Genomic DNA, 17,979 nt, shown 5'->3' on the forward strand with positions numbered 1-17,979 from the left:
GCAATACTGTTATTCCAGTTTCGAACTACAGCGTGCCATATCCGCAAGCTCTCTTACCGCAACCGTATACATGGCATAGTCCTGACTGCCGGCACTTTTCAACTCGGCCAGCACCTCCAGCCACCGTTCTATATGCGGCCGATTCTGCTCCAGCCAGCTGGTCAGCTGCTCGGGGACCGGCCGCTGCCCCTGGTGTGCGGCCTGAAGAACCGAAGCCGTTAGTGCGCGCTGCTGAGCATCCAGGTCATCACGAAAAGTATCCCGCGCCAACGCCTGCCAGTAGCTGCTGATGCTCAACTCGTTCAGGCGAGTACTGAACCAGTGCAATTCCAGGCGTTCGCCCAGCCCGAAATACGCTTGGGCAGCCGATTCTACCGTCACACCCAATTCGCTGGCCACTTCGATAATACTCAAGGCAGAGTATAGCGAGCGTGATCCGGCCACAACCTGTGCCAACCGTGCCGGTACCCCGGCATCTGTATAGCGGCTATAGGCTGCATGCCATATTTCAAAAGGCTCGCCACAAAGCAGCTCGCCAAGGTTACGTGTGATGGCCTCCAGGTGAGGAGCAAAATGCTCGCGCTCCTGCTCGCACTCCAGCGCCGTCGGGCGGTTACGCACGAACCAGCGGGTTGCCCGTCGGATCAAATGCTGCAGATCATGCATCATATCCAGCTGTATCTCGGCAGCAGCCCGATAATCAAGCCCTTCAACACCTTCCCAGATGGGTTTTAGCGAAAAAATATCGCGCGCCAGTATGTAGGCACGCACAATATGTTCAATGCCGGCACCGGTCGAGGTCAACAAGCGCTCGGCAAAATTGATTCCCATCAGGTTGACCATTTGATTGGCGATCTGGGTGGCGATGATCTCTCGTCGCAGGCGATGCTGCTCCAGCTCGGCGCCATGTGTGCGGTGCAGACGCTCGGGAAACGCCGTGAGCAACTCTCGTGCCAAATAGGGGTCGTCCGCTACAGACGAGGCCAGCAGCTGCTCCTTGAGATCAGCCTTGCTGTATGACACCAGAACCGACAGTTCGGGCCGACTGAAACCTTCATGCGCATTTTGACGCTCAGCCAGTTGGTCTTCACTGGGCAGGAACTCCAGTGCCCGATTCAACCTCCCCTGTCCTTCGAGTCCATTAATGAAACGGCGGTACTCCGCCATGGATATGGCGGACCGAGCTTCGGCCAGAGAGATGGCCTGCACTTGGCGATAATTGTTTTGCAACACCAGCTCCGCTACGTCATCGGTCATTTCCCTGAGCAGCCGGTTACGTTGCTTGACGGTCATATCACCATTCTGTACGGCTGCGTCTAGCAGGATCTTGATATTGACCTCATGGTCCGAGCAGTCGACACCACCGGCATTGTCTATAAAGTCCGTATTGAGACGACAGCCTCCGGCTGCCAGCTCCATACGCCCACGCTGCGTTACCCCAAGGTTGCCACCTTCCCCGATGACGCGAGCCCGCACCTCGGAGGCATCGACCCTGAGTGCATCATTGGCCTTGTCTCCCACCTCGGTATTGTTTTCATCGCTGGCCTTGATGTACGTACCTATGCCGCCGTTCCAGATCAGATCAACCCGAGCCCTCAGCAATGCCGATATCAACTCGGTTGGCGTTACCCGATTGCTGCTTATCCCCGTCATCTGTCTGATTTCCGGCGTCACATTGATCGCTTTGGCACTGCGCTCAAACACTCCGCCACCTTGAGAGATCAAATCGGTATCGTAATCCGCCCAACCCGCACCAGGCCGAGCAAACAGCCGCTCTCGCTCAGCAAAAGACACCTTGCTGTCCGGGTCCGGGTCGATGAAGATGTGCTGATGGTTAAACGCCGCAATCAGGCGCGCCTGATCCGACCGCAACAGACCATTGCCAAAGACATCGCCGGACATGTCACCAATACCCAACACCGTAAAGGCGTCCGTGGCGGTATTAATGCCCAGCTCTCGAAAATGGCGTTCCACCGATACCCAGGCACCACGTGCGGTAATGCCCATTTTTTTATGGTCATACCCCTGACTGCCTCCCGACGCGAAGGCGTCCCCCAACCAGAAGCCATACGCCTCGGCAACCTCGTTGGCCAAATCAGAAAAGGTGGCCGTTCCCTTATCGGCCGCCACAACCAGGTAGGTATCATCATCATCATGGCGTACCAGCTGCGGCGGCGGTATCACCTCTCCCGCCAGATGATTGTCCGTCACATCCAGCAATGCTCGAATAAACGTACGGTAGCACTCCACCCCTTCAGTGAGCCATGCTTCCCTCCCCATGCTGGAATGCAACTGCCGGGCTACAAACCCACCCTTGGCACCGACCGGCACAATGACTGCATTCTTGACCTGCTGCGCCTTGACCAGACCCAAGATTTCAGTCCGATAATCCTCCATTCGATCCGACCAGCGCAGACCGCCACGCGCCACCTTGCCGCCACGCAAGTGCACACCCTCAACCCGTGGCGAATGCACGAATATCTCGTATAGCGGTCGGGGTTCTGGCATCTGAGGAATAGCCTGCGGCGACAGCTTGAAGGAAAAATACCCTTTGGGACGCCCCTCCTCGATCTGATAAAAATTGGTTCTGAGGGTTGCCTCAATCAGCGCCAGATATTGGCGGATTGCCTGATCCTCGTTCAGGCTGGCCACCTGCTCAAGCCCTTCCTGTATGGCCTCCTTGACCTTTTTTTCCTGCCGGGCCGAAGCCCCTTCCGGGTGAAAGCGTGCGGCAAAAAGCGCAATCAACAAACGCGCCAGCTCAACATGGTGCTTCAGAGCAACACTGATCGCTTCCTGGCTGATCGGGAAGCGAATCTGCTTCATATAACCGGCATAAGCACGCAACAGGGCCACTTCACGCCAATGCAACTGCGCTCCCAGCACCAACTTATTAAACTCGTCGTTGCCGGCATGGCCGTACCAGACATTGAGGAAAGCTTCTTCGAACACACTTTGCATCATGCTGGTCGTGACCTGTTGCCAACCGGTATAACGCAGATTGAAGTCATGTATCCAGACACACTGGCCACCCACGCTGACCTGGTAGGGATGTTCATCAATTACTCTGAGCCCCAGGTTTTCGAGAATAGGCAACACATCAGACAACGGCAGCGCTTCACCATGGTGATACAGCTTGACGTTCAACTCCTCCGGCTCGCGCTCAAGCGCTTCGTAGAAGCTCAAGGCCATTCGGCGCGTCACATCCAGTGTTTCCATATGCTGAATGTCAACGACCGCCGCTCGAGGAGTAAAATCCGACCGGTAGCCCGCTGAAAAACAACCATGGTAATGATTGTAGGCACGAATCCCCTGCTCTTCGCCAAGCGCATCAATTAACGCCTCATACAGAGCCTCATGCCAACTACTGGCCGCATGACTGACCTGCAACTCCAAATCGGCCGTGTCAAACTTGGCAGTCACAGCCTTGTGATCGCTTCGCCGCAGCAAAAACTGCGTTCGTGCCAACACCGACTCAGAGAAATAGGTCGTGAATTCCGCCTGATCGCAGCCCAGCGCCTGCTGCAAAATCTGCTGTACACGCATGCGGAAGTCGGTGCTGTAAATCTCGCGCGGCACATACACCAGTGCCGAGAAAAACTGCCCGTAATGATCCCGACGCAAAAACAGCTTTATCCTGTGCCGCTCATGGATATGCAGAATTCCCATGGCAATATTGAACAGCTCATCAATACTGGACTGAAACAAATCATCGCGCGGATAAATTTCCAAAATCTGTTGCAGTTCCTTCCAATCATGTCCATTCCGATACAGCCCCGAGCGCGCCAGCACGGCCTCGATTTTGCGCCTCACAATTGGTATATCCGTCGCGCCATGCAAATAGACAGCCGAGGTATAAAGCCCCATAAAACGCGCCTCACCGACCAGTTGCCCCTGTTCGTCAAAGCGCCGGACATAGATATAATCGGGATAGGTCGGCCGGTGAACGCGTGACTTGCACGATGATTTTGAAAACGAGATCAGTTCAGGCGTCAGCGTAAAAGCGCCGCTTTCACGCGCATCAAAAGCAAACTCGCCCGGCCCGCTGCGCTCTCGCCGATGCCGCAGCAGTCCCAAACCGCTGCCTCCGACCCGCTCCAACTCCTGACCTTCCTCTTTGAGCCGATATTCGTCATAGCCCAGAAAAGTAAAATGCTCCTTGAGCCAATGAATAAAATCCATGGCCTCTTCCAGCCCCTCTTCGGGGCTCTCGTGCGGTACCTGATATCCTTCCAACACCGATTCGGTCTTGGCCAGCATGGCATCAAAATCCGTCACGACATCCTTGACTTCGTCCAGCACGGCCAACAAGGCCTGCTCAAGGCGGCTCAACTGTTGCGGGTCGGTATGTCGATCAACTTCGATCGCCACCAGCGATTCCTGCTGTATGGCCTCTCCATCGGCATCACGATCCAGCAACGCCTGTAATTTGCCATCCTGGTCACGACGGGTACTGAATACCGTATTCAATATGGCGTGGATCGACAGGTTGCGACGGTTCAGCTCCATTCTCAAGGAGTCCACGATAAACGGCATATCCTGCTGCAACACCTCAATCACAGTGTGCGTCGACTGCCATCCATGACGCTCATAGTCCGGGTTAAACACCCGGATCAGGGTCTTGCCCGGCGGGCGTTCCTGCATAAATTGCCACGCTGCCAGCGTCGCGCCATACAAATCATCCAGCCGCCACTGCAACAGGTCGTCTTCGGCCACATGGGCAAAATACTCAGCACTGAACTGCAGCAAAGGCTCCGATCGCTTTCGTGGCAACCGTTCGGCCATCATGCTATTCAACTGGGTAAGCATTTCAGACTTGTTTTCAGCCGCTTGACGAAACATAAGCACCCTCTGCCAAATATTTTCATCCCGATTACCGGCAGTATAGTTAAACTCTCCTCCAACGCATCTGCCGCCATAATCTCCCACAACACTCCAGCGCCCGGATCAAATTGATCTGCTGCTCCTCATGCCTGATAATGAGCCACTCATATTCGGCTTTTATCTCTGGAGCTGGCATTGCGAATGCGTGCATTTTCGGCATTATTGCTGTGTATCATTTCACCCGTCATTTTTGCCGAGGTGCGCACGACGCTGGACCGTTACTCCGTTACGGCTGCCGACACCTTGCTGCTGACGCTGGAAGCTACGGATCAGATCGAACAACGCCCCGATTTTAGTGTGCTGGACGCAGACTTCCGTCTACAGAGCAGTCAGAAAGTCATCATTTCCAGCCACACCTCCGCGACCCGCGATGTCAAAACACGCTGGCACCTGCAGCTGAAGCCCCGATCAACCGGTACCCTGCGCATCCCTCCCATTCGCCTGGGCGATGAACTCAGCGAACCGCTGGAGGTTCAGGTCAATGGCCGACCTCAACCATCGGCGCAGCGGAGCGAGCGCTTCATGGACAGCCAGATCAGCCAGGACCAGCTCTACTCCCATGCCCAGTTACTGCTGACCGCCCGCCTGCTTCAACGTACCCCGGTAGACGAAAACATCACGTTTGGCGCCCCTGTACTGCCGGATGCTCTGGTATTGACACTGGACGCGCCCGAACGCCATATCATTGAACGTGACGGCACGCCTTGGCATGTGCTTGAACAAACTTTTGCGCTCTACCCCTCCAGCGCCGGCCTGCACACCCTGACCGACGCCAGTGTGCTAGTGGATGGCAGCCCCGCCAACGCCCCTGAGCAACGTAACACCTTCGACATTGAGGTACTGCCGGCCGCACACCAGAACAGCCTGGGGTACTGGCTACCGGCGGAGCGGTTGACCCTGACTGAAAACTGGCAGCCACCCGGCAACCTGCAGCCTGGCGACAGCTTTACCCGCGAGCTGAAACTCACTGCCCTGGGGTTGCCTGCCGACGCTTTGCCCAATCTATTCAGCAGTGACAACGACAGTTTTTTTGCCCAGCTGATCGATGTCAGCCTGACCGAGCAACCGACCCGACAGGGGCTGGTTAGCACGCGTATTGAACGCGTGCGTATTGAACCTCTGGGACCCGGCTTGCTGACTCTGCCGTCAATCGACCTGCACTGGTGGAACACATTGGCCGACCGGGCCGATACTCTGACACTCCCTACACGTACGCTGGAAGTACACTTGCCCAGCCTGCCTGAAGGCAGCAGACAAGATTCGGCGACTGCCATCAACACGCCAGCATCATCCCCTGCCGAGCCTCTCTATATCGCGCTCACCGGACTGGGTCTTTTATGCCTGATCAGCAGTGGCGGCTGGTTCTATAGCCATCGGCAGCTGCAGCGCCTGCAGGCTCGCGATCAACCACAAAACGAAACGGAAAAACAGCAACACGAGCAGCAAGTGCGGCTCTCAAGCCAGCGCGCCGAACGCAATACGTTTCAAGCACTGACGATTGCCTGCCAGCAAAACGATGCCGACACGGCACGCCTGCGCCTGATCGAATGGAGTCAGAATTTCTGGCCTGAGTATCCCGTCAATAATCTCGACGACGTATGCGAGGCCGCTCACAGCCAGGCCTTCAGCTTTCTGGTTCTGGATCTCGACCACCACCGGCAACAGAGCCCCTATACCTGGCAGGGGGACCTGCTGCTGGAAGCGATCGAGGCCCTGCGCAACCGCCGTCGGCGCAATGACTCCCCGCCGCTCTCCGGTAGCCACGAAACACGCGCGTCACTGCCTCTGGCTTCCTGACTCACCGGAGGCCAGTAGCGCACGCAGCGCCTTTTCCAGATCAGGATACTTGAATACGTATCCTGCCGTATGCAGGTTGGCCGGCAAAACCCGCTGGCCGGCGACCATCAACTCGCTGGCTTCACCCAGCAACATGCGCAACACCCACGCCGGTACGCGCAAGCATCCGGGCCGTTTCAACACCCTGGCAAGCGTCCGGCTGAACACCGCATTGGTCACCGGCTCCGGCGCCGTCACATTGAACGGTCCCTGCAAGGCTGGATGATCCAGCAAGTAGAGTATGGCACCCACCTCATCCTCCAGGTGCACCCACGACATCCACTGCTGCCCGTCACCTATGGGACCTCCCAGCCCCAACCTGAACGCCGGCAGCATTTTGGACAGTGCTCCTCCCTGCCCGAGGACAATCCCGGTTCGCACCAGACATACCCGGACACCTGCCTGCCTCGCCTCCAGCGCCGCCTGTTCCCACTCCTGACACAACCGGTGCGTAAAACCGACAGACACCGCCGAAGATTCATGCAACACTTCATCTTGATGGGTACCGTAATAGCCAATGGCCGAACCACTGACCAGAACCGCAGGCGGTTGTGACAACCCGCCCATCCAACGCACCAGCTCCCGGGTCATCTCGGTACGACTTTCAATCAACAGCCGCTTGCGTCGCACACTCCAGCGACCACCGATGATGGGCGCTCCAGCCAGGTTGACGACTGCATCGACCGGCTCAGCCACTTGAGCCAGGCGGGATACACATATCTGTCCCGGTCGGGACACCACTCGTTCTGGAGTTCGACTCAGAATCACCACCTGATCGCCGCGCGCCAACAGCGCCTGCGTCAGCGCTTGCCCAATAAATCCGCTTCCCCCCGTCACCAACACTCGCATTATGCCCTCTCCTTATCTATTTGGAGTAAGATGCCTTTATTCAGGATATGGACCACGCAATTAGAGGTTAGCACAGTATGTTTACGGGTATCGTTCAGGGCATGGCCCGAGTCGTCACATGTACACATCATGATGAAATCATGCAGCTTGAAGTGGAGCTGCCGGCTGCTCACGCGGAAAAACTGACCTTGGGTGCCAGCATCGCCATCAACGGAGCCTGCCTGACCATTACCCGATTCGAAGGTACGCGCGTCAACTTTGATGTGATTGATACGACTCTGGAGCTGACCAATTTGAGCCAATTAAATGTCGGCGACCAGGTCAATTTCGAACGAGCGGCCCGTATTGGCGATGAAATTGGTGGCCACCTGATGTCAGGGCACATTCTGTGTTGCGCCCGCATCATTGATATCAACCGCCAGGGCAGCAACCACCATATCCGCTTTGCCACCCCGACTGAAGCCGCTCCCTACCTGTTAACCAAGGGGTTTGTCGGCCTGAACGGCTGTAGCCTGACCCTGGCCGATGCCGACCGGAACAGTTTTTGCGTCGCCCTGATCCCGGAAACACTCAAACAGACAACCTTTGGCCAGCTGGAAGCAGGGGCCGACGTCAACCTTGAAATCGACCCACAAACTCAGGCCGTCGTCGATACGGTACGCCGTTACATGGATTCATCGTCCCGATCAGCTGTCTGAACCGGGGCGGCTCAGGTCATCCATCAAGGCCCTGTACAAAGAACGATACTCATCGGCCTGCCGAGTACCAAACAGGGGATCATCGGATTGCGGCAACTGATCCTGCAGTTGCTGCCAGTCCGTTTCGGTTGCGATGTCTCGCAACAGCGGAAAGATCGACTGTTCTTCAAAGTCCAGATGCCGCTTCTCGGCCTGAACAAACTCATCCAGCTGATCCGTAAACCTGTCCATCGGCATTACGACATCATTCAAAATGCCATCTATTGACTCTTCGAGATGGGTCGATAAATGCTTGAGTTCGACGTGCTGCTCAAGACAACGCGTAACGGCTTGATCCAGTGTCGGATTACGCCCCGCGAAAAAATCATACATTTGGTCTTCACGAGGGTGGTGGTGCAGATCGGCATACCGGCCGACATAACCGACGACTTCCGACATCAGGGAGAAATCGGGATGCTGTCCATCTCTGAGGCACTCCACCTTGCGGTCAAGCATTTCCAGCAAACGGCTCAGGTTGAGGTGATCCTGGTGTAGCTCTGACAGTATATTCATAATGGCGTCTCCGGATCAGGGAATGTGCCTTCACTATAGACGACTCTGCCAACCGCATCTTGATGCAACTCAAACTTGAGTCACTGGCAATTCAGTGGTTCATCCCACCGTTTCCACCATCGCTGTCGAGCAAATCGAGCAGCATGCCCAGCTTGTGTTCGATATCCTGCAACAGATGCTGCCCCTGATCATTGATAACAGGCGCAATGCTGTTTTCCAGCTGGACAATCCCTGCCTGACTCTGGCGCAGCGCCTGCATCAAGTTGCGCGATCGCTTCTTGTTACTGTCGGTCAGCTGTTCGATGCGGTTCAAGGTGCGCTGCAGCTGGTGGTCTAGTTCATACAGACGCTCACTGACACCCAGCATACCTTCACTGAGCGCATGACTGACCGATCCAAGCTGGTTTTCCAACTGGTACACCGCATCCCTGAACCGGGACAGAAACTGCTCACCCTCACGCTCCATAAAAATGGCCAGCAGCTCTTCGGGCAAGAGTGCACGGTTACGACCATCGGTGCGAACCGCATACTCTCCACGCTGGGTACAGTAGGGCCGGTGCTGTCCGGACGGGATTTCAACCCTGAGGATGGGTTTGGAGGCTGCCAGGTTTTCGGTGAAAATCTGGAGTTCAATATTCGGTATACAGCCGGTGGACTTGTTAACCAGTGTCAGTCGCGCCTTGTCATCAACATCACAGCCAACAACTCGACCACGCTGCACACCATTATCAGCGGTATATTCATCAATCCCGATCAGGAGGGTTCCCCCCTGTGGGGTATTGGCAAAGGCGACCAGATCCGAACTTTTGACCGCCTGTACCTCGCGTTTGAAATCGACGTTCAAGCCTTCCGGCAGTGACAGCAAATGCTGTGTGCGGCGACTCAAACGCCGAAATTCACGCTGCATGGCGTATGCCCGAGTCAGCGATACTGCGCTTCATTGAACGGGTCCAGCGGGCGCTCCAGCTGCTCGTCATTACGCGGGTACAGCACACGCCCTTCAAACTTCAACCCGCGACTGGCAAACCAGCGCGCCGTACCTTCCAGGCCCTCTTCTGCCTGACTGACCCGGTACCAGGCTGACAGAATACGATAGAAATACAGACCGAACAGGCCTGCAGCGACACCGAGGAAAAATTCGGATGCAAATGCAAACACCATCAACACGATACCTGCCACCCACACACGGCTGGCGCGCGCATCCTTGAGCGCCTCATTGGTCGACTTACTCTGGTCATAAAACTTCAGGTGACGACGGTAGTTCTGCTGAAGATCAAACTTATCACTCGAATTAAAATAGGGTTCCATCTGCGTATCCTTCACAGCCAGTTGTTATCGGGCCACATTGGCAGCCCGGTGATCGTTCATTAACAGTGGGTCGGTTACGACCCTTACATGAGACTCTTGCTCACTACTTCATATACATCAGCCGAGAGCTCGGCGGTATCCATCATTCGTTGAAGCTGGGCCTGCATCAGAGCCGCTCGCTCGGTGTCATAACGTTTCCAGCGTGTCAGCGGCGTCAACAGTCGAGCGGCAATCTGCGGATTCCGACGATCCAACTGCAGAATCCAGTCAGCCAGCCATTCATAGCCCGACCCATCTTCGGCATGGAAGTGGAACAGGTTTCGGGCACAGAATCCAGCAATCAGCGCACGCAGCTTGTTCGGGTTTCTGGCATCAAATACCGGATGTGTCGACAACGCCTGGACACGGGCCAACGCTCCCGGCGTCGGGTCCGAAGCCTGCACCGACAGCCACTGGTTCATAACCAGTGCTTCATGCTGCCATTGTTGATAGAACGCCTGCAACAGCTCAGCCCCGGTTTCACGGAAACCCGAATGTGCCACCAGCGACAAGGCTGCCAGCTGATCCGTCATGTTGTCGCTTTGCTCATACTGCTGACGGGCCAATTCAAGCCAGGGCTCGCAGCCCGTCAACATCAGATACGACAGAGCCAGATTTTTCAGACTGCGCCGCCCCATCGATGCCGCATCAGCCGCATAGGCAGCACCAGTATCACAGCGCTGGTAAGCCTGCAGCCACTCCTGCTCAAGCGCAGTCGCCAAGGCAGCGCGCATGAATTCTCGTGCAGCGTGAATCGCTGTGACATCAATCTGCTCGGCCAGTTCACTCAGCTGTGCTTCCGACGGCAGCTCCAGACACTGAGCCACCATGGCTGGTTCAAGGGAGGCATCGGTCAGCAGTTCACGCCAGGCACTGATCAGGACATCAGGGCACTGCATAGGCTCACCGGCACGGTAACGCCGCATCTGCTCCTGTAACAGGCGGATACAGAAGCGCTGCCCGGCATCCCAGCGGTTAAAGCCGTCGGTGTCATGCCGCAGCAGCATCAACAGCTGTGCATCGCTGTACTGATAGTCCAGTTTGACCGGTGCCGAGAAGCCGCGCAGCAGCGAAGGCACCGGACGACTGGCAATATCGGTAAAGCGGAACTGCTGCTCTTCACCCGTCAACTCCAGACAACCGGCGTACAGCTCGGCTCCGTCTTCAGCCAGCAGCCCCATCGCCAGCGGCATATGGTACGGCTGCTTGTGCTCTTGACCGGGTGAAGGCGGACAGCTTTGACGCACATTCAGGCAGTATTCTCCGGTGTGTTCATCATACTGGTCACTCACCGTCAGCAGCGGTGTTCCGGCCTGAGAGTACCAGCGCTTGAACTGGCTCAGGTCGCGACCGGATACCGCCTCCATTGCCGCCACAAAATCATCTGTCGTTACTGCCTGACCATCATGGCGTTCGAAGTAAAGGTCACTGCCCTTGCGAAACAGCTCGCTCCCCAACAAAGTGTGCAACATGCGCACCACTTCCGCTCCCTTCTCATAAACCGTCAGGGTGTAGAAGTTGGAGATTTCCATATAGGACTCGGGACGCACGGGATGGGCCATGGGTCCGCCATCTTCTGCAAACTGGGCAGTGCGCAACAGAGTTGCGTCTTCGATGCGCTTGACCGTGCGCGAGTTCATATCGGCGGAGAACTCGGCATCACGAAAAACCGTAAAGCCTTCTTTCAAGCTCAATTGAAACCAGTCACGGCAGGTCACGCGGTTGCCCGACCAGTTGTGAAAGTACTCATGCGCCACGACACCTTCAACCCGCTGGAATCCAAGGTCGGTCGTTGTTTTGGGATGAGCCAGAACACAGGAGGTATTGAAGATATTGAGCCCCTTGTTCTCCATCGCTCCCATGTTGAAAAAGTCCACCGCCACAATCATGTAGATGTCCAGATCGTATTCGCGACCATAAACACCTTCATCCCAGCGCATGGCATTCTTCAGCGACTGCATCGCGTAATCCAGCTTATCCAGATCCTTCCGTTCCGCGTAGATTCGCAGTGCAACTTCTCGACCGGAAAGCGTGGTGTAATTGTCTTCCAGAAGCGCCAGATCACCGGCCACCAGTGCGAACAGATAGCTGGGCTTGGGCCAGGGGTCATCCCAGGTGACCCAATGACGCCCCTCACCATCCTCCCCGTTATCAACCGGGTTGCCGTTGGACAAGAGCACCGGATAACGCGCCTTGTCCGCCACCAGCGTGGTACGGAAGACCGACATTACATCAGGGCGGTCGGGGAAAAAGGTGATACGGCGAAAGCCTTCCGCTTCACACTGAGTGCAAAACATGCCGTCCGACTTGTACAGCCCTTCAAGCGCTGTATTTTCATGCGGCAACAGGCGCGTCACGCATTCCAGAGTAAAATGTTCCGGTACATTTTGAATGCGCAGACAACCTGCATCGCGCTGATAATCACATGTTTCCAGAATCTGGCCATCGATACTCAGCCGACAGAGCTCCATTGCCTCATCACCAAACAGCTCCAGCGGCATGCGTTTGTCGGCAACGGCAGGATTAGCCCGAACACTGAGCTGCGCACGCACCAGCGTGTGCTCTTCTTCCAACTCGAACCGCAGCTCGGTATGGCTGATCAGCCAGGCAGGTGGCTGGTAATCCTCCAGATAAATGGTTTCATGCTGCTTAGATGACATTACAACTCCAGATTAGAAACTTAGCTGCACGTTATAGGCCGCGAACTTGCGAATATTGATCACGCCGGTATCCAGAATCAGATACTGGCCCTTGATACCTTGCAACACCCCGGTGACTTCGGGGTTCTTATCAAAATTGTGCGTCGTAACCTTGGTCGGGTAGGACTGCACCGGGTATTCTATTTCAACCACATCAGCATTCAGCGTACGTATGGCGCCCTGACCGTATTGTTCGCGCAATTCATTCAGCGGCTCAGCACACAACGTCAGCAATCGATCCCTTGCCTGAGGCAAGTCAATCAAATCGATCTGCCCCTTCAGCATGGTACGCCAATTGGTTTTGTCGCTCACATGCCCCGCCAAAATCTGCTCGACCAGGCCCGACTGCAGGCGGTTATCGACTTCCAGAATCGGCAATGCCTGCACGGCTCCCTGATCGATCCAGCGCGTCGGCACCTGCTCACCTCGGGTAATACCGACTTTCAAGCCGGACGAGTTGGCAAGGTACACTACATGAGGCTGGAAGCAGTGTCGCTCGCCCCAGGCCGGGTCACGGCAGGTACCTTCGTGGTAATGGCATTTTTCCGGCTTGACGATACAGCTGTCACATTGCGGCAAACGGGTAAAGCACGGATAGCAGTAGCCCTGACTGAAACTTTTCCGGGTCTTACGACCGCAGTGCAGGCAGTTTATATCTCCTGTGAATACCAGCTTGATCGGCTGCCCGACATGGGTATTAAGCTCGATCAGCGTGTCTCCCAGTGGCAGCTGGTACTCAACAGGGGTCGACAACCGGGTATGCATTTTACGGAGCTGGCCATTCATGTCGGCCTGCGGATCAACCATCAGTCAAAATCTTCAATACTTGCGGCTGCAACGGGTCACTGCCATGCTGAGTTCCATCCGGGCGCGTCCTGTCGATATAACCGACACGCTGCTCTTCCGGCACCTGATGCTTGTGCTCATAAGCAATCACGGCACGCAGGCTGGTTTCCCGCTGTTCTGCCGTGAGACGCACACCATTCGGCCACTTCCCCAACTCTACAGAGCGGCGTAGTGACTGATACACATCAGGCGTCATCGCCTCAATCATTTTATCAAAGGTCATTCGTACAACTCGTTCAGTACTCTGAAGCCAATTCTAACACAGGCCTCACCCTGAATGCCTGCTTAGCGCCCGTCCAGCGGGCAGCCAACACAAACCCGCCAACAACCCAGCCAGGTGCGCCGTATTGGCAATCGCACCGAAGCCGACCCACTCCAGCACACCGGTATATCCCAGCACCAGCCATATCACCATCATCCCCATCAATGCCGGCGGCAGGCCAACACGAGGATAACCACTCTGACGATCCCAAATCCAGGCATATCCCAGCAAGGCAAACACAACCCCCGACATACCGCCAAACATCGGGCCGCTAACCAGATACTGGGCCAGGTTGGACACCACGGAGCTGAACAACACCAGCCCAAGCAGAGCCCGACTCCCCTGCGCGGGCTCTATCCGCGCTCCCACAATCCAGACCCACAACAGATTGAACACGATATGCAGGACACTGAAATGCATGAACATTGGCGTCCATAGCCGCCACAACTCTCCAGACATCAGCGTATATCCCAGCAGGGCATGCAGCATGGTATCGCCCTTCACTTCGAACGGAGTGAAGCTGAACCACGACATGCGTACCAGGTCGCTGCCGAATCCCACAACAAGGCTGATCACCAAACTGAGCACGATAAGCCCAAGTGTTACCGGCAACTCGGTCCAGGCAAGGCTCCTGATCCGTCGTTTTTTAGGCAACGCATGGACTTCCACCCGTGACAACTCTCCGCCATCTCGCCAATAACGGTACAACTCCTGTACCTGCAGAGGGTTAAAACTGGCAGCCACCCAAATCACCTGACGCCCCTTTTCCTCCACTACTCGATGTGGAACATGAGCGCGCCAGAGAAAGGCCGTGAATTCTGTCAAATCTTCGTGCGAAGGCACCTCCAATACCGGAATCATGAAGCTCCAACCTCCGCGTTCGCCAAGTGCACTTCACGTGCAACATCAACCCAGACAAATTTTTCCGGCAACACCCGCGTTTCGTCATCAAGCCGATACGCCACCAGTTTGCCGTATTTAACCGCACTGTAATCAATACACGCGATATTAGGCGTAACCGGGCCGGGAGCGCCCTGCCGCCAATAATGCCCGATGAACAACAGCTTCTCCTGCTCGCCATAGCAGATCAGATCCTTGCGCTGCTCTGCACTGATGGGCAGGCGCGCCAAGTGGGCCGGCAGAGGGTCCGGCTGGAATACCACGTCGACAAGATACTGCGGGGCTGCCATCCAGAATTTGGTGCGGAAAAAACGGCGTCTGAAACCATCCTTGCTGACCATGACTTCATTATTCGGCAGCTTCAAATGCGTACCGCGCAACAGACGATCCATCACCTCCCACTCAAAGCTGTCCTCAACGGCCGAACGGTAGAGAAATTCACGATCAATTCGGTTGCCGCCATATTGCCGACGAAAACGATCAATCAAATCCTGATGCCAGCAGGCATGCACAACACGAAAACGCTCAAACTCTATAAATAACGGCAGCTGTTGGAACCAGTTCAGGTAGTCCTCCTGCTCCCCCTCATAAGGCGCGAGCTGCTCCAGCGTTTGCTGCAAAATACGTTGATGCCGGGGAGTGTGTGTACGCAGATACTCACCCGGCCTGTCCGGGTGCGGCGTCATGTAACAGAGATAGTTATACTCGTGGTTTCCCATGACGATATGCGCCTGACCGGCTTCCACCATCTCGCGCACCAACTGCAACGCTTCACGAATATGCGGTCCACGATCAATGATATCGCCAATAAAAATCACCTTCCGTTGCGGGTGACGGTACACCCCATTGACCTGACGGTATCCCATGCGCGCCAGCAGCGTACGCAGACTGAGCGCACAACCGTGCACATCCCCGATCAGGTCATATCCTTGGCAGTTCACATCTTACTCCTACTCACCCAGCTTGGTGCCCCACCCCAGCTTTTCCCGACAGGTACGGTAGAAGTCGTAATCCACCGGGTGCAGCAACTTCAACTTATGTGACTTCTTACGGATCGTCACACTATCCCCCGGGGCCAGGCTCTGGTTCAGCTGACCGTCACACGCAATCGAAGGGTAAGTCTTGTTGTTTTCACTAATAACCAGTTTAAGTTCGCTATTACCATCAACGACAATTGGCCGACTCGACAGGGTGTGCGGAAACATCGGCACCAACACCAAAGCATCCAGCCTGGGGTGCATGATAGGCCCCCCGCCCGACAACGCGTAGGCCGTTGACCCTGTCGGGGTCGACACAATCAAACCATCCGACTTCTGGGTATACACAAACTGGCCTTCGATATACAGTTCAAACTGAATCATCCGCGTCGCCTTGCCCGGGTGCAGGACACAGTCGTTCAACGCTGTCATTTCGGCAATAGGCTCACCATTCCGTTTGATTTCAACATCCAGCAAAAAACGGGTATCAACGGTATAGCGTCCGGACAGCACCTGACTTAACTGCTCTTCAAAATCATGTGGCGGCAAGTCTGTCAGAAAGCCGAGATTGCCCCGATTCACCCCCAGCACAGGGATTTTGCTCTGCGCCAGCGAACGCGCCGCTCCCAGCAAACTGCCATCGCCCCCGACAACGATGGCCAGATCACAGATTTCTCCCATCATTTTCTGTTTGCATACCTGCTGCCCATGGCCAGGCATGACCTCCGCAATGGTCTGCTCTAAAATGACATGCATGCCCCGGTCATCCAGAAAACGGATCAGCTCCTTCAGGGTATCAATGACGGCCTTACTGCCCAATCGCCCGATCAAGCCGATATTTCTAAAATTATCCATGCCTAGCCACGCACTCCACGTCCGGGTTTTTATTGGTTATTGGTATTATAGAGGCAATGGCCCCACAAAATCAGGTGCTAATGCCAGCAGCCTTGATTGCATCCCTCGACGCCCCTGAAGCCCGCCCGTATGCAACAGCACGATATGACTCCCAGGCACAAACCACCCCTCCAGCACCGCTCGTGTCAGTCCCATTAATGCCTTAATCGTATAAACAGGGTCGAGCACCAGCCCCCAATGCCGCTCCACTTCCAGCAGCATTCGGGCCAATTCCGGCGTCAAACGGGCATACCCACCCTGATGCCCATCCGGCAACAATAGCCCTCTCACATTCGCTGCCGATCCGACAGATCCCAACAGGCTCTCTATATCCCGCTCCAACCAGGCACCATATTTCAGGACTGGTACTCCCAACACCTGCGTACCTGAAGGGCACCCCGCTACCAGGCCTGCCAGCGTCCCCCCTGTGCCTACGGCCGTCACCAGATAGTCACATCCGCTATCAGCCAACGCCGGCAATGCCCAAACGCTTTCCACACTGCTCACAGCCTCGGCATTGGAGCCACCTTCCGGAATAATGCAAATGTCGCCCCAGAACTGACGCAGGGCATCCAAATACTCGGCATCATGACGACGACGATACTCCTCCCGACTCACGAAATGCAGCCGCATCCCCCATCGCCGAGCGTCAGTCAACATGGCATTGCTTGCATTCGCCGACTCTCCACGCACCACGCCGATGGTTTCAATCCCCAGATAATGCCCGGCATATGCAAGCGCATGAAGGTGATTTGACCAAGCACCACCAAAGCTCAATAAAGGCACACCATCCCGCTGTGCACACGCAAGCGCGGGCTGAAGCTTGAACCATTTATTACCGCTTATTTCCGTGTGTATACGGTCCAGGCGCAGCACAGATAAACTCAATCCATGGCAGGCAAAAAAGCGACTGGCGATAGGTTCCAGAGTAATCGAAGAGGTGGAGGCAAGTGAACTGATAGGCCCGGACATACAGGAATCCTGACAAATGCGTCTGATTTTACACAATCAAACCCAACCCTTGCGAGCAACCCGACCAAAAGGCTGTTACGCACAAGACATCAGAACGTGATAATCCGAAAATACAAAGATAAGCGTATGAAATGTTTTCATATATCAGCACGGACGCGCTGAAAAGGATGGCGGAATGGACGGGACTCGAACCCGCGACCCCCTGCGTGACAGGCAGGTATTCTAACCAACTGAACTACCACTCCGCGTCTTGGTGGGCGAAG

Annotated in this window: 14 protein-coding genes and 1 tRNA gene; 2 read left to right on the forward strand and 13 right to left on the reverse strand. The window is 55.6% G+C overall.

The genetic code is table 11. The features are described 5' to 3' along the window. Positions 1 to 9: 9 nt before the first annotated feature. Complete coding sequence (locus tag H1S06_RS06790; protein WP_181738510.1) at positions 10 to 4,842, reverse strand: NAD-glutamate dehydrogenase; 4,833 nt, start codon at positions 4,840 to 4,842, stop codon at positions 10 to 12. A gap of 183 nt (positions 4,843 to 5,025) precedes the next feature. Between H1S06_RS06790 and H1S06_RS06795 the strand changes: the two genes are divergently transcribed. Beyond that, positions 5,026 to 6,681, forward strand: coding sequence for a BatD family protein (locus H1S06_RS06795; protein ID WP_181738513.1), 1,656 nt, complete (start codon positions 5,026 to 5,028; stop codon positions 6,679 to 6,681). On the opposite strand, the gene H1S06_RS06800 is transcribed toward H1S06_RS06795, so the two are convergent. Continuing rightward, complete coding sequence (locus H1S06_RS06800; RefSeq protein ID WP_181738515.1) at positions 6,661 to 7,569, reverse strand: TIGR01777 family oxidoreductase; 909 nt, start codon at positions 7,567 to 7,569, stop codon at positions 6,661 to 6,663. The two genes, H1S06_RS06795 and H1S06_RS06800, sit on opposite strands and share 21 nt — an antisense overlap. A 77-nt stretch (positions 7,570 to 7,646) precedes the next feature. On the opposite strand from H1S06_RS06800, the gene H1S06_RS06805 reads away from it, so the two are divergent. Next, positions 7,647 to 8,267, forward strand: a complete 621-nt coding sequence (locus H1S06_RS06805; protein ID WP_181738517.1) for a riboflavin synthase subunit alpha — start codon at positions 7,647 to 7,649, stop codon at positions 8,265 to 8,267. Here H1S06_RS06805 and H1S06_RS06810 read toward each other — a convergent pair. The 11 genes from H1S06_RS06810 to H1S06_RS06860 all read right to left on the reverse strand — a co-directional run bounded on the left by H1S06_RS06810 (position 8,256) and on the right by H1S06_RS06860 (position 17,961). Next, on the reverse strand, positions 8,256 to 8,819 hold the full coding sequence (locus tag H1S06_RS06810; RefSeq protein ID WP_181738519.1) for a hemerythrin domain-containing protein: 564 nt from the start codon (positions 8,817 to 8,819) through the stop codon (positions 8,256 to 8,258). The two genes, H1S06_RS06805 and H1S06_RS06810, sit on opposite strands and share 12 nt — an antisense overlap. 91 nt (positions 8,820 to 8,910) lie before the next feature. Continuing rightward, positions 8,911 to 9,726 carry an AlbA family DNA-binding domain-containing protein gene (locus tag H1S06_RS06815; RefSeq protein WP_255482921.1) on the reverse strand — a complete coding sequence of 272 codons (816 nt, stop codon included), beginning with the start codon at positions 9,724 to 9,726 and terminating at the stop codon, positions 8,911 to 8,913. A gap of 14 nt (positions 9,727 to 9,740) precedes the next feature. After that, positions 9,741 to 10,127, reverse strand: a complete 387-nt coding sequence (locus tag H1S06_RS06820) for a hypothetical protein (protein WP_181738521.1) — start codon at positions 10,125 to 10,127, stop codon at positions 9,741 to 9,743. A gap of 83 nt (positions 10,128 to 10,210) precedes the next feature. Next, on the reverse strand, positions 10,211 to 12,826 hold the full coding sequence (gene pepN, locus H1S06_RS06825; RefSeq protein ID WP_181738523.1) for an aminopeptidase N: 2,616 nt from the start codon (positions 12,824 to 12,826) through the stop codon (positions 10,211 to 10,213). 12 nt (positions 12,827 to 12,838) lie between these two features. Then, positions 12,839 to 13,672 carry a DUF2797 domain-containing protein gene (locus H1S06_RS06830; protein ID WP_181738524.1) on the reverse strand — a complete coding sequence of 278 codons (834 nt, stop codon included), beginning with the start codon at positions 13,670 to 13,672 and terminating at the stop codon, positions 12,839 to 12,841. After that, complete coding sequence (locus H1S06_RS06835; RefSeq protein ID WP_181738526.1) at positions 13,665 to 13,934, reverse strand: YeaC family protein; 270 nt, start codon at positions 13,932 to 13,934, stop codon at positions 13,665 to 13,667. The genes H1S06_RS06830 and H1S06_RS06835 overlap by 8 nt, the downstream gene beginning before the upstream one ends. Before the next feature lie 45 nt (positions 13,935 to 13,979). Continuing rightward, the gene (locus tag H1S06_RS06840; protein ID WP_181738529.1) at positions 13,980 to 14,834 is read right to left on the reverse strand and encodes a rhomboid family intramembrane serine protease; all 855 of its coding nucleotides are present in this window, start codon (positions 14,832 to 14,834) and stop codon (positions 13,980 to 13,982) included. After that, positions 14,831 to 15,814, reverse strand: a complete 984-nt coding sequence (locus H1S06_RS06845; protein ID WP_181738531.1) for a metallophosphoesterase — start codon at positions 15,812 to 15,814, stop codon at positions 14,831 to 14,833. The genes H1S06_RS06840 and H1S06_RS06845 overlap by 4 nt, the downstream gene beginning before the upstream one ends. Before the next feature lie 9 nt (positions 15,815 to 15,823). Next, positions 15,824 to 16,705: an NAD(+) kinase gene (locus tag H1S06_RS06850; protein ID WP_181738533.1), complete on the reverse strand. Its 882-nt coding sequence runs from the start codon at positions 16,703 to 16,705 to the stop codon at positions 15,824 to 15,826. 45 nt (positions 16,706 to 16,750) lie between these two features. Then, on the reverse strand, positions 16,751 to 17,716 hold the full coding sequence (locus tag H1S06_RS06855; RefSeq protein ID WP_181738536.1) for a 1-aminocyclopropane-1-carboxylate deaminase/D-cysteine desulfhydrase: 966 nt from the start codon (positions 17,714 to 17,716) through the stop codon (positions 16,751 to 16,753). A gap of 168 nt (positions 17,717 to 17,884) precedes the next feature. Beyond that, a tRNA-Asp gene (locus H1S06_RS06860) sits at positions 17,885 to 17,961 on the reverse strand. Between the last annotated feature and the right edge of the window lie 18 nt (positions 17,962 to 17,979).

Origin of the sequence: Marinobacterium marinum, assembly GCF_013868415.1 — a bacterium.
GTDB lineage: Bacteria > Pseudomonadota > Gammaproteobacteria > Pseudomonadales > Balneatricaceae > Marinobacterium > Marinobacterium marinum.

Bases quoted from the DNA above. Each gene is read 5' to 3' on its own strand.
- H1S06_RS06855 (WP_181738536.1), bottom strand. From the start codon at position 17,716: ATGTCCGGGCCTATCAGTTCACTTGCCTCCACCTCTTCGATTACTCTG.
- pepN (WP_181738523.1), bottom strand. From the start codon at position 12,826: ATGTCATCTAAGCAGCATGAAACCATTTATCTGGAGGATTACCAGCCA.
- H1S06_RS06815 (WP_255482921.1), bottom strand. From the start codon at position 9,726: ATGCAGCGTGAATTTCGGCGTTTGAGTCGCCGCACACAGCATTTGCTG.
- H1S06_RS06820 (WP_181738521.1), bottom strand. From the start codon at position 10,127: ATGGAACCCTATTTTAATTCGAGTGATAAGTTTGATCTTCAGCAGAAC.
- H1S06_RS06790 (WP_181738510.1), bottom strand. From the start codon at position 4,842: ATGTTTCGTCAAGCGGCTGAAAACAAGTCTGAAATGCTTACCCAGTTG.
- H1S06_RS06830 (WP_181738524.1), bottom strand. From the start codon at position 13,672: ATGGTTGATCCGCAGGCCGACATGAATGGCCAGCTCCGTAAAATGCAT.
- H1S06_RS06805 (WP_181738517.1), top strand. From the start codon at position 7,647: ATGTTTACGGGTATCGTTCAGGGCATGGCCCGAGTCGTCACATGTACA.
- H1S06_RS06795 (WP_181738513.1), top strand. From the start codon at position 5,026: ATGCGTGCATTTTCGGCATTATTGCTGTGTATCATTTCACCCGTCATT.
- H1S06_RS06800 (WP_181738515.1), bottom strand. From the start codon at position 7,569: ATGCGAGTGTTGGTGACGGGGGGAAGCGGATTTATTGGGCAAGCGCTG.
- H1S06_RS06850 (WP_181738533.1), bottom strand. From the start codon at position 16,705: ATGGATAATTTTAGAAATATCGGCTTGATCGGGCGATTGGGCAGTAAG.
- H1S06_RS06810 (WP_181738519.1), bottom strand. From the start codon at position 8,819: ATGAATATACTGTCAGAGCTACACCAGGATCACCTCAACCTGAGCCGT.
- H1S06_RS06835 (WP_181738526.1), bottom strand. From the start codon at position 13,934: ATGACCTTTGATAAAATGATTGAGGCGATGACGCCTGATGTGTATCAG.
- H1S06_RS06840 (WP_181738529.1), bottom strand. From the start codon at position 14,834: ATGATTCCGGTATTGGAGGTGCCTTCGCACGAAGATTTGACAGAATTC.